Below are 10,855 nucleotides of genomic sequence, written 5' to 3'. Positions count from 1 at the left end.
CCCTGCCACCTTGTAGCCGGAGCGCAAACCCAATGAGCCGCCAAATATTCTTGTGCAGGCAAGGCTTATGCCAATGCCAATCGGCATCGGCATTGAATTTGCGATTGTGTTGTGGGCAATAAATAAAATTACCCCCCCCAAAATGGTGCCTTGAATTCTTTGCATTCCCAGGCTTAAGCTGTTGCCAAGGGTGCCTGATAACACTGCTGCCACAGCCATTGGGGCATACATTGGATCAGGCAAGCCCAAGGTAATTGTTAGCCCGGCTGATAAACCTGCCGTGAGGGCAAGGCGCACTTCGCTCTGTTCAAAAAGGCGATAATTAGGAACCATTAGGCTGATATTTCAGAGTTGCTCGCTAGTTGCAAGCTTTTAATGCTGCTAATTAGGCGGTGCAATTCATCTTCAACGGCAAGCAGCAGTAATGGGGGAATATTTGTTTGGCTTGCAACCTTGAGCAGCTGGCGGCGGTTTGTTGAATTAAGCTCAGTAACGTCAAGTTTTGTATTCAATGCTTGGTGAAGCTTGTTTAGCCACGGGCCCTGTTCAAGGCCATTAAATGTTGCAGGAAGCCAGCTAATTAAGCGCAATAGCTGCATGCTGTGGTGATTAACCCGCTCCCAGAGAATGCACCTTTGGCGCCAATGGTTTCGGGTGGCTGCTCCATGGGGCCTACTGCGCAATTCATCGTTTACCAGTTGGCTGAGCTGGCCTATTAGCCTGGAGCCTTCTAGGGGCAATTGAGCTTCTGGGGCGGAGGCAGTTCCAAATAATAATTGTTGAATATTAAGTAGCCTTTTGCTAAGAAGCTGCCTTAATTTTAAATCAAGGCTATAAATTTCAGCTAGGCGATTAATTGGCCAGAGTAAATTGCTAACTAATATGGCCACCAATACACCTATTAGGGTATCAATGGTGCGATTGAGTATGTATAACCAATCTAGGGAGCTGTATTCAGCAACAAGGAATAACATTGAAAGCAACACAACTCCAGTGGCAAGGCCCGCCTGCCAGCGGCACCAGCGCAAAATCGGCACCAGGATCAACAAAGAAATAGTTAGTGCTACCCAACCTTGGAGCACTGTGTGCACAAAAAAACCCACTACGCCTGCGGCCACCGTGCCCAACATGCGACCGCGGGAGGCGGCAATCACCTGGGTTTCGGTTTCATCCATGCACATCACCACCGCCAAAAGCGGATACCAAATGAAGATCACTTGATCGGTGGCAAGAGCAATGCTGCCAGCGATGGCAGCAGCTACAAAATATTTAATTGCGTTTTTGAGAGCTTGCTGGTTTAGCTCAGCCGTCACCCCGCAACCCCCTACCGCGTAATTCCAAATCCTCCTCCGGTTCCTGAAGGGTTTGGGCGTGATGGGTTGGTGCCGGTTCCACCTGGGCTTCCTTGCGTTTTGGCATGGCTTTCAATTTGCGCTTTAAGGCCTCATCCATAGCAGCAACAGGTGCCTCACCATTGGAATCCTGGTGGGTATTAGGCATCAAAAATAGGGAGATACAAAAGCTTGATAATTCAATTATTAGGCCTTGGCTAGGCTTTGGTGAATCTTGTTTCAGCAATGGCCATTCCAGCCTCCCCCGCTTTAAGAATCGCCACGGCTGTTTTATTGCTGGTGGCTGGGGCAGCCTCAATTGTGTTCCCTTTCCTTTCAGCAGCGGCAGTTACCTTGGCCTTTGGGGCGGTGGCGGTGGCAGCTGGGGTTAGTCAACTACTGCGTTTGGGGGCAGCTGCCGATATAAAAGCGCGCATTTTTCGTTTGGTGGCTGCACTGCTTTATGTGGTGGGTGGTATTTATGTTTTACTTTTCCCAGTGGATAGCACCTTCAGCATTACGCTTTTCTTAGGTGTTTTGCTTGTAGTGGAAGGGGTAATGGAACTAGCTGCCGCCGCGGCTGCAGCGGGGCCCGCCCGCAGTTTGGTGTTGCTGGATGGAATCATCACCTGCCTGCTTGGTGGCATGGTGCTTGTGGAATGGCCCTCAGACACCCTTTGGGTGGTGGGTACACTTTTCGGCGTGGCTTTGTTATTTTCCGCTTTCCGCCTATTTGTTAGTTCTGGGGGGGAGAGCCCACAAACCAATAGCTGATGTTGTTGTGGTATCCGGGGGTACCTGGCAGCCTTGCAGAAATGAGTGGCTTACCTGCTACTGCTGTTGCCAAACTGGCCATTTGAATTGGGTTGAGATCAGTTTTAATATCAGATCCCAGCACAGCAATTAATTGCGGTAAGCGGGCAATAATTTCAGGAGTTGCAAGTTTTTTTAGCAGAGCTGTAATAACTAATTTTTGGCGCTCCATGCGGCCAATATCGCCTTGTTCATCGTGGCGAAAGCGTATAAACCCCTCAAGATCCTTACCTTTTAAGGTTTGCAAGCCTGGTTCAAGAGCAATACTTAGATTTTGGCTTGAGTCGTTGTAGTACATCGCTTTTGGTACGTTTAGCTCCAGCCCGCCAACAGCATCGCCCATTTTATTAATCGCTTTTAAATTGATCAAAATATGGTGCTGCAGGGGCCTTCCTAGGAGATTTGATACTTCGCTTTCAGTTTCTTCAATCCCCCCGAGTGCAAATAATGCATTTGCTTTTATCTCTCCGTGAATTGGAGAATTGATGTATGTATCACGGGGAATTTGCATTAAGTGCAATCCCTTCTGGGTGGGATGCAGAGTTGCCATCACATCAGTAAGAACCCCAGAGCCATCGGTGCCCAAAACCAACACATCTTGAGGTGGTTGCAAAAATAGTTGTTGCATCGCCGCACCTGGATCCAAGCCCCTGAGTGCATTAAGGGTTGGTTCGAGCAAAAAGGCGCCAAAAGCTAAGCCTCCTGCCATGGCCATAGCCAAGCTCAAAAATCCGAGTGGTCGTTTTGCTGGTTGAGCAGCACCCGCTTTAGGCACTTCTTAATCCTCTTTACCCAAATTTAACAAATATAATCAGCCTTTCCAACCTGAAAGCCTTGAAGCTGCAGCTGATCTTGCGTAGGCCCTGGCAGCCGGTAAGGCGGGATCTAGCTGCATAGAGCTAAATGGCGGTAGCGATTTGCGCCTTAACCAGGCCCCCCAGCGGAATTCGTGAAATGGAATCAAAGGAGCTGCCTCAATTACGCCCTCCTGCTTCAGCTTCCAAACCAGGCTGCGAAAGGGGTCGTCTTGAAGGCCGCTCAAGCCACTTGGCAAGGCTGATAACGGCTGCGGCCCTAGCCCGCGGCCGTTGTAAAGATAAAGCCAACCTTTTTGCTGCAAAGCCGCCAGCACTTGCTCCGGTTGCTTGCAGGTGAGCTCCAAGGCCACATAGCCCCAAGCTGTGGCGGCTGGATCGAGTTCCAATAAACCGCGTAAACGGTGATGGCGATCCACCATCCAATATTCGCCACCGCCGCTAAGCACCATTGGTACTGGTTTGCTTTTTAAGTATTTGCGCCGTTTTTCGATGGAATCAGCGGCGAAATCTTCGCGCCTGTGCAGCACTTCTGCTAAGCCCACACACATTTGGGTGGGATGCAGGCTTGCCACCGCCACTTCGATTAATTGGCACTCCTTTTTTGGAGCTGGTATGGGTTCAAAAGGTGGCAGTCGCAAGCTCATTGGTTGTATTCCAGGGTGCAGCGATAACGCAGGTCGTTGCGTACTTGAAAGCTTTCGCAGTTAGTACTTGTAACTGTGGCATTGGCAGGGATCTGGCTGCGGGCCCTCTCTTCTGCATTGGCCTGATTCCAAATCGATTCAGCTGTAACAGAATTTGCTAGGCAGGGAGACACTTGGCAGCTGATTAAAGCGATAAAACCAATAAAAAATTTCTGCAAAAATGGGCTACTCATGAAGTTTCGTTGCTGCAGTTGGAAGTAAATAAGTAAGGGAGCAAAACCAGGGGAAATCGCTGCCATTGTCAGCAAACTCAAACAAACAAATGGAGGTGGCCATGACATCACGGGCTCCCCTGCCCTGGGTTCTCACCTGGGATGACAATGGAGAACTAGAAGTGCACGATCAAATGGATTTATTGCTGAGTGAACCGGTTTTAGAAAAAGCCTGTTCAGTGCCCATAAATCATTTAGGCATTAGCCCTTGGGCAAGATCCGAAAACGTCGGCTGGCTTCCAGCTTGCAGCTTTCCCGGGCGGGGTTTAAGGATTCCCCACCTTGCAGCCGTTGAATCAAGCATCGACAGGTAAATGCACCCATTCCTTCAGGTGGCGTTTGGCCTGCTTGGGCAAATGCCGTTTGAAAACCGATTAGGCAAAGGTTTTGGATGGCTGTTTCTTCGCTAAAAGGTGCAGCATTTACTGCTGTTGGAGCCGTAGAAATTGTAAAAATGCTGATGCAGGCACTTATCAAAATTTTTAGTGCGCCCATAGCTGTGTGGCTTTATACCAATTGATATAAAGCCATCAGAGCCGTTTTGTCTGCTGTAAGGGGGCAGGTGCGAATCAGCCCACTGCTAAACGGCTGATTTGCAGTTCCTTTTGCATCACTTTCACGCGGCTAAGGGTTCGCATTAATTCCGGGGGCATGCCCTTTGGCAGATCGATGGTGCTGTGATCATCAAAAATGTTGATCCGACCAATTTTTTTACCTTCTAAACCAGTCTCGTTGGCAATTGCGCCAACTATATGACCGGGTTTGATGCGATCACGCCAGCCAACTTCCACCCGAAACCGTTCCATGTGAGATTCGGGTACGTCTGAGCCACGGCCAACTCCTGGGGCGCCGCGACGCTCGACCCGCTCCCCTCTTTCTGGCCGATCTGGTCTATCGCTGCGACCCATACGGGACACTGAATTTTGCGGTTGGGTAACAACCAATAAAGGTTGATCTCCTTGAGATAAACGTAAAGCTGCAAGAGCTAATTGCTCAGGGGTTGCCTCGGTTTCGCGGCTTAAGCGCTGAATTATTTCAGCCATTAGAGCAACTTCTTGTTGCCTTTCGCTAGCTACAGGTTCAGTGAGAAGTTTGGTTAGTTTTTCTTGTAATTGATCCAAACGTTGTTGATTTATTTCTGAATCAGATGGCACTTCCATTGGTTCAATTGCGCAACCCACTGCCCTTTCAAGGCCGTAGAGCAAGCGGCGTTCCCGTGGAGATAGGAATAAAATTGCATCCCCCTCACGGCCGGCTCTGCCGGTGCGGCCAATGCGGTGAACATAAGCTTCACTGTCGAATGGAACGTCGTAGTTAACGACAAGGCCAATCCGTTCCACATCAAGGCCGCGGGCTGCCACATCGGTGGCTACAAGCACGTCAACCTTGCCATCTTTAAGGCGTTCAATTGTGCGTTCTCTTAGGGCTTGTGGAATATCACCATTAAGCACAGCGCAGGCGGTGCCGCAGGCTTCAAGGGCTTCCGCCACTACCACCGTTACTGCTTTGGTGCGGGCAAAAATGATGACGCCACCACGGCCATGGGCTTCTAATACCCGCTGCAGTGCAGGTAGTTTTTGGTGATGGGGAACACTAATAAAACGATGACGAATGCGGCTGGCATCAGCTGGGCGAGTGCGAATTGTGATCTCAGCTGGTTGCTTTTGATGCTGTTGACAAATCCGCCTAATCTCATTTGGCATGGTGGCAGAAAATAACACCACTTGCCGCTTAGTTGGTAGTTGCTCTAGCACCCACTGAACGTCGTCGATGAAGCCCATTCGCAACATTTCATCGGCTTCATCAAGCACTAATGTTTGCAACTTGGAAACATCAAGTGTGCCTTGACGCATGTGATCCATCACCCTGCCTGGGGTGCCAACAATTACATGTACACCGCGGCGTAATTTCTGAATTTGATCGCGGAAATCAGTGCCCCCGTAGAGGGCTAAAACATGCACCCCCGGACTGCAGGAGGCATAACGCTGGAAGGCTTCGCTTACTTGAATAGCAAGCTCGCGGGTTGGAGCCAGCACCAACACTTGGGGATGACGGGCTTCAATATCAAGCCTGGCCAAAAGCGGCAGTGCAAAAGCTGCGGTTTTGCCGGTACCGGTTTGGGCTTGGCCGATTAAGTCTCTACCCAGCATTAATTCAGGAATTGCCGCAGCCTGAATTGGTGATGGTTCTTGATAGCCGCAGCGTTCTAGGGCTTCAAGCAGATTTTGAGGTAAACCAAATAGTGCAAAACCAGAAGCTGGGGCTGCAACTAATTCAGGGTTCTCAGCTGCCTGTTGCAATTGAACTTCTTCTGCTTTTATTTGTTTTGCAGAAGCCTTTTTGGCAACGACTTGTTTTTCAGAATTTTTATCAGGATCCTGAATAGTGTTCTCAGGAGTGATCTGAGGAGTTGTTTCGATGGAAATTGCGATATCTAATGCAATGTTTGTTGCAGTGTCTGAATCTTCAGGATTCAGTTCGCTAGACAGCGGAAATTGAGGCGTGGTTGTCACGGGAGAAAAAGGCGAATGTCGCCGCAGGGGGGCCTGAAATTCCTTGCTTCAGGCCGGCAGAACCCACGTTTTGATCTGCCTTGCCCTCACCAGATGGACTTTCAACCTTTCCAATGTATCACCTAGGGCTTGATGCGCAGCGGCCGTAATCATCGGCAAAGCGTTCAATATCGGTTTCGATGAGAAGGCTTCCCCTTTGGATTTCAACAATCAACATCCCTTCAGATCCTGCTTGGGCGCGATGGATAGCTCCGCAGGGCACAGCAAATGTGCTGTCAACTTGAGCTTCTAATTGCTGGCTGTCAATAGTTACATAGCCTCCGCCAAGGGCTACATACCAATGTTCGCTGCGATGGCTGTGGCGTTGCAGCGAAATACGCAGGCCCGGAGCGATCCACAGCCTTTTTATTAAATAACCCTCCCCTACCGCCAAGGTTTCAAACCAGCCCCAGGGGCGATCTGTGCGGTTTGCTGATTGGGGCGCCCCATGATCAGAGGCTGGGAAACTAACCTCCATCATCGCCAATTGATTCGCAGAAACGTTGGGCGATATAAATTTGTTGGGGAGTTAGCCCTTGAGGAACAGGAAGTTCTTCCTCAAGGGCGCCCGGTCCAATTAACCATTCATCGATTCTCAATTGAGTGCGCATGCAATCGCGATACATCGCGGGTGGGGTGGGGGTTAGGGGAACGCCAATAAAAGGTGGTATTTCCAATGTTTGAAACCAGTGCAACTACAGCATTAGTGCTAACGGGGCTTCGCTGCGGTTTTGTTAAGAAATTAAATTTGGATCTTCAAGGTAAAGAAGGTCTGCCCTTGTCTGGGCGCGGGTGAGAGCTGTGTATAGCAGCTTTGGATCCAGGCCTTCCAGCTCATTAATCACAACGATCACCTGTTTCGCTTGGCTTCCCTGGCTCTTGTGCACCGTAATTGCAAAGGCGGGCTCCACCCCTCCAAGCAACTCCAGCGGTAGGCGTTGGGGCCCATCACCACTGGCGATAACCGCTACTTTGCCGCCGCTAAAATCTGGGCGAATCAGGCCTAAATCACCATTTGATAAGCCGCGCTCGTTGTTATTGCGGTTAATTAATAAAGGTGTTCCGATTGGCCAACTAAAGGGGTTGTTTTTATCTAAATCAAGCCAGCGTTCATTTAGCTGATCTACCCCGTGGCGCCCTTTTCTTCTTGGCGCTAATAGCATGAGCTCCAAAAGTTCATTAAGGGCTTCTTGATCGGCTAAATTTTGATTTTCTGCAGCTAATTGCAGGTTTTGCTTATGTTTTCGCAGCCTTTCAATTATTTCTTTAGGCCAGCCAATGCTTAGATTGTGCCAGTTTAAATTATCTGATCTTGATATATTTATTAATAAGTTGTGAAATATTTTGGTATTTAGCATTGCTTCTGAAAGCCTTAGCTGTTGTACAAATTGCCCCAAGCTTGTGTGTTCATTAAAGCGATGAGAGCCCTTGAGTTTGATCAAGCATTGCGGCGCTTGCAGCGCCAGCATTATTTCTAAAGGGGCCAATGCTCCTATTCCTGCAATCGGCGGCAATTGGCCTGGATCCCCAAGCAGCAGCAGCCTTGTATGAGTGGGCAACGCCGATAGCAAAGCAGCTAGCAGGGCTGTGTCCACCATTGAAAATTCATCAATCACCACGGTGTGTAGTTCCAGTGGTTTCCTCGCTCCGCGGCGAAACTGCCCGTCACCACTGGCTTCAAGCCAGCGGTGGATCGTGCCACAGTTAATTCCTTGCGCCAGGGGTGTGAGCGCTTCCCGCAGCCGGGCAGCGGCCTTGCCTGTGGGGGCCATTAAGGCGATAGCTGCGCCGGAGCTTGTTTCTTGTATTAGTTGCTTTACCAGGCTGGTTTTACCGCTTCCCGCACCACCTGTTACCAGCAGCCCCGCTTGGCTTTGCAGCCGTTCGCAAAGTTCAGCAAGCACCTCTTGTTGCATGCGATGGCCCTTGCAACTCCAGAGCTGGAATCCTCCATTTGCAGAGTTTTCAAGCACAAACGGCAGTGCTTTAAGGGCGCAAATCAGTTCTGGATCAAGGCTGCTGGCCTCAAGTTCCAACGGTTCTTTGGCTAAGGCCAGGTTGCTGAAAAAATTCTCTAGCAACGGCTTAAGCGCTGCTGCTTGTTGTTGCACCAAAGCAGGTGCCAGGGCGATCAAACGCTCGGCGCTCATGGATTTATGCCTTGATCAAGCAGCCAGGCGGTTTCACCATTGCGGGTGAACAGCATCAAGGCATGCACCTGGCATTCATCCTGTGGATCTAAACCAAGCCGCAAACCAAGCCATATTTTTATGGCGCGGCGATAAAGCTGCGCTTGGAGCCAGTAATCCTTTGCTGCCATCAGGCTTGGCACCGTTTGGCTAAGGCGATTTGTTTTCCAATCCAGCACCACCCATTGCAGTTGCCCGCTTGTATCTGGAGCCCTAAACACCAAATCGATCACACCGTTTAAAAAACCAGCTCGCCATTGGGGAATGCGCTGCTCAATACGTTTTTGCGCGTAGTTACGCAAGTTGCTGTTGGGATGTTGAGCGAGTTCTTTTAGGGCCTGGCCCAGCACATCTTGGGGCGGGCCATTTTTAAATCCGCTGAGGGGCAGATCAAAAGGCAATTCCCGCAAGGTGTTGTGGCGTTTGATTTGGTTGAGTTGTAGCTTTTCAAGCGGACCGCCAAGGGGGCGCTGCAACAATTCCTCAAGGGCTGGCACAAGCTGCAGCGCCAGGTTTGCGTTGAAGCCAGAACCAGCCACGGCATTACGCAGGATCAGTTGTGCTTCTGAACCCTTGAGATCCGCATCAAAATCCAGCTTTTCCAGCACCTCGTGCACAAGGGTGCCAAATGCTGCACCAGCAGGTAAGGCACTCCAGAGGGGGCTTTCTGCAGCGCCAACCTCCTCACCGGAATTACTTTTATCGGGATCAAAACCTTCCTCCTCTCTGCCGTATTCACTTTTGTTGTATTCAGCTTTGCTTGAACTCGCCTCTACCAAGCGGCTGTAGCTCCAGCGCCCCCAATCCCACTTATTTGTTTTATGCCGTATTGCTGGTGAAATAACTAGAGAAATAGGCTTTGGCTGTTTTTGGTTTTGGGCGAGCGGCGAGCTTGTTTTTGCATTTTGAGGAGGCACCAGCTCAAATTGAATGCCAAGTTCAAGGCAGCGGCGCTGCACCACCTGTTGCAGAGAAGAATCTTCTTTAATCGCTTTAGCGATCGCTTCCCAGGGCTGCTGAGCCCCCATACGCCGCAGTTCGGGATGCAGCAACCAGGCGGGCAAACTGGCTGCGCTGTCACGGATTCGGCCCCAATCAAAGCTCAGCTGATGGCAAGCGCGGGTAACCCCCACATAGCCCAAGCGCAAGCCCTCCTGCCATGCCTCCAGCTCTGCCTCCTGGCGCCTTTCCAGCCGAGGGCTGCTGCCATCACGGCGGCTTGCTTCCAATACCCGCCCACCAAGGCTTTGATCCCAAGCCCTGAACGGTTTTTCTGCTCCGGGTCCCCCACTGCTGTGCCAGAGGGTGGGACACCAAACCAAGGGGAACTCCAAGCCTTTACTTGCATGGAGTGTGCTGATGCAAGCCATCTCTCCTGCCGCCACTAGGCGTTGTTGGCTGTTGTTATCGCCTTCGCTGCTGCAACGCTTTTGGGCAAGCCAGATCCCCAGGCGTGCGGCGGAAGGTTGCCCTTGGTTTTGCCAGTTTTCTTGAAGTAATTCGCCTAGTTGCAATAAATCGCTCACCCGTTGGGGGCCGCCGAGGCAAGCGTTAAGGCGAGAAAGCCCAGGCCCATCGTTTATCAACACCTCCAGCGCTGGTAAGGGCCCAAGCTGCAAATATCGCTGGCGGGCTTTATGCAGCTTCTGCATCCATAACCCCTGCTCAAAATCTTGCCACTCCGATAGCTCCCTAGCGTTGAAACCACCAAGGGGGGAAAGTGCTAATGCAAGGGCTGCCGACTGGCGACCCTCAGCGGCGAGAGCCCCAAGCGCAATTGCCACACTGCCAGCTTCTGCAGTGCACCAGATATTGCCGCCCCTGCCGATGCGTGCAGGGATGCCGCGGCTGAGTAGTTCCCTTTGAACAGCAAGGGCTTCAGCGTTGCGGCTCACCAATACCGCAAGATCACCCGGATGAATTGCCCGCCAGTGGCCTTGATCAAGTTTTTCTAGAGCTTGATCAAGGCAATTCTGGAGATCGCTGGCAATGCTGGCTGCCATCGCACTTACCAAAGTGCCAGTGGCGCTTGGTTTATCACCATTGGTGATCCAACGCAGGCGAACTGGTGCTACTGCGGTTTTAGCGGCGCTAGTGCGCAATTGAAATTGGGGGGTATCGGCGGGCGGATGCACAGCGCGATACGAAATCTTTGCGGTGCCAAAAGTATCGCCACCACTAAATAAACGGTTCAGCACCGCAAGTAGCTGGGGATCACTACGACGATTGGTATTAA

14 protein-coding genes are annotated in these 10,855 nt (G+C 50.9%); 3 read left to right on the top strand and 11 right to left on the bottom strand.

Annotated elements, in window-relative coordinates:
- The 3 genes from KB557_RS05840 to KB557_RS05830 all read right to left on the bottom strand — a co-directional run.
- Positions 1–333, bottom strand: a 333-nt coding sequence (locus tag KB557_RS05840; RefSeq protein WP_255132218.1) for an FUSC family protein, incomplete at its 3' end; no start/stop codon positions are given.
- On the bottom strand, positions 333–1,313 hold the full coding sequence (locus tag KB557_RS05835) for an aromatic acid exporter family protein (protein ID WP_255132215.1): 981 nt from the start codon (positions 1,311–1,313) through the stop codon (positions 333–335). The genes KB557_RS05835 and KB557_RS05840, both read right to left, overlap by 1 nt.
- Entirely contained in the window at positions 1,303–1,500 is a 198-nt protein-coding gene (locus tag KB557_RS05830) for a hypothetical protein (protein WP_255132212.1), read from the bottom strand. The genes KB557_RS05835 and KB557_RS05830 overlap by 11 nt, the downstream gene beginning before the upstream one ends.
- Before the next feature lie 77 nt (positions 1,501–1,577).
- Between KB557_RS05830 and KB557_RS05825 the strand changes: the two genes are divergently transcribed.
- Complete coding sequence (locus tag KB557_RS05825; protein ID WP_255132210.1) at positions 1,578–2,105, top strand: HdeD family acid-resistance protein; 528 nt, start codon at positions 1,578–1,580, stop codon at positions 2,103–2,105.
- Here the strand turns inward: KB557_RS05825 and KB557_RS05820 are convergent.
- The 3 genes from KB557_RS05820 to KB557_RS05810 all read right to left on the bottom strand — a co-directional run bounded on the left by KB557_RS05820 (position 2,068) and on the right by KB557_RS05810 (position 3,905).
- Positions 2,068–2,853 (bottom strand): LCP family protein, encoded by a 786-nt coding sequence (locus KB557_RS05820; protein ID WP_255132207.1) that lies wholly within the window; start codon positions 2,851–2,853, stop codon positions 2,068–2,070. The two genes, KB557_RS05825 and KB557_RS05820, sit on opposite strands and share 38 nt — an antisense overlap.
- Before the next feature lie 102 nt (positions 2,854–2,955).
- A complete protein-coding gene (locus tag KB557_RS05815) occupies positions 2,956–3,606 on the bottom strand; it encodes a ParB-like protein (RefSeq protein ID WP_255132205.1) in 651 nt (216 codons plus the stop codon).
- Positions 3,603–3,905, bottom strand: coding sequence for a hypothetical protein (locus tag KB557_RS05810; RefSeq protein ID WP_255132203.1), 303 nt, complete (start codon positions 3,903–3,905; stop codon positions 3,603–3,605). Before KB557_RS05810 ends, KB557_RS05815 begins: the two co-directional genes overlap by 4 nt.
- Here KB557_RS05810 and KB557_RS05805 point away from each other — a divergent pair.
- A complete protein-coding gene (locus KB557_RS05805; protein WP_255132201.1) occupies positions 3,905–4,192 on the top strand; it encodes a hypothetical protein in 288 nt (95 codons plus the stop codon). The genes KB557_RS05810 and KB557_RS05805 overlap by 1 nt on opposite strands.
- A gap of 77 nt (positions 4,193–4,269) precedes the next feature.
- On the top strand, positions 4,270–4,398 hold the full coding sequence (locus tag KB557_RS05800) for a hypothetical protein (RefSeq protein ID WP_255132199.1): 129 nt from the start codon (positions 4,270–4,272) through the stop codon (positions 4,396–4,398).
- A gap of 49 nt (positions 4,399–4,447) precedes the next feature.
- Here KB557_RS05800 and KB557_RS05795 read toward each other — a convergent pair whose 3' ends face one another.
- The 5 genes from KB557_RS05795 to KB557_RS05775 form a co-directional block, all read right to left on the bottom strand.
- Complete coding sequence (locus KB557_RS05795) at positions 4,448–6,178, bottom strand: DEAD/DEAH box helicase (protein WP_255132222.1); 1,731 nt, start codon at positions 6,176–6,178, stop codon at positions 4,448–4,450.
- 331 nt (positions 6,179–6,509) lie between these two features.
- Positions 6,510–6,911 (bottom strand): phosphomannose isomerase type II C-terminal cupin domain, encoded by a 402-nt coding sequence (locus KB557_RS05790; RefSeq protein ID WP_315856200.1) that lies wholly within the window; start codon positions 6,909–6,911, stop codon positions 6,510–6,512.
- A complete protein-coding gene (locus tag KB557_RS05785) occupies positions 6,898–7,125 on the bottom strand; it encodes a hypothetical protein (protein WP_255132198.1) in 228 nt (75 codons plus the stop codon). The genes KB557_RS05790 and KB557_RS05785 overlap by 14 nt, the downstream gene beginning before the upstream one ends.
- Before the next feature lie 39 nt (positions 7,126–7,164).
- Positions 7,165–8,580, bottom strand: a complete 1,416-nt coding sequence (locus tag KB557_RS05780) for an ATP-dependent RecD-like DNA helicase (protein WP_255132195.1) — start codon at positions 8,578–8,580, stop codon at positions 7,165–7,167.
- On the bottom strand, positions 8,577–10,855 hold a 2,279-nt coding region (locus KB557_RS05775; protein ID WP_255132193.1), incomplete at its 5' end, for a PD-(D/E)XK nuclease family protein. The genes KB557_RS05775 and KB557_RS05780, both read right to left, overlap by 4 nt.

Source organism: Synechococcus sp. Cruz CV12-2-Slac-r (assembly GCF_024346075.1).
In the GTDB taxonomy this organism is placed as follows: Bacteria; Cyanobacteriota; Cyanobacteriia; order PCC-6307; family Cyanobiaceae; genus Synechococcus_D.
This window is presented reverse-complemented; position numbering and strand designations above follow the sequence as displayed.

What these genes read in the sequence shown, in the direction of transcription:
- KB557_RS05830 (WP_255132212.1), bottom strand. Translation starts at nt 1,500, where the DNA reads ATGCCTAATACCCACCAGGATTCCAATGGTGAGGCACCTGTTGCTGCT.
- KB557_RS05825 (WP_255132210.1), top strand. Translation starts at nt 1,578, where the DNA reads ATGGCCATTCCAGCCTCCCCCGCTTTAAGAATCGCCACGGCTGTTTTA.
- KB557_RS05820 (WP_255132207.1), bottom strand. Translation starts at nt 2,853, where the DNA reads ATGGCAGGAGGCTTAGCTTTTGGCGCCTTTTTGCTCGAACCAACCCTT.
- KB557_RS05815 (WP_255132205.1), bottom strand. Translation starts at nt 3,606, where the DNA reads ATGAGCTTGCGACTGCCACCTTTTGAACCCATACCAGCTCCAAAAAAG.
- KB557_RS05810 (WP_255132203.1), bottom strand. Translation starts at nt 3,905, where the DNA reads ATGGCAGCGATTTCCCCTGGTTTTGCTCCCTTACTTATTTACTTCCAA.
- KB557_RS05800 (WP_255132199.1), top strand. Translation starts at nt 4,270, where the DNA reads ATGGCTGTTTCTTCGCTAAAAGGTGCAGCATTTACTGCTGTTGGAGCC.
- KB557_RS05790 (WP_315856200.1), bottom strand. Translation starts at nt 6,911, where the DNA reads ATGATGGAGGTTAGTTTCCCAGCCTCTGATCATGGGGCGCCCCAATCA.
- KB557_RS05780 (WP_255132195.1), bottom strand. Translation starts at nt 8,580, where the DNA reads ATGAGCGCCGAGCGTTTGATCGCCCTGGCACCTGCTTTGGTGCAACAA.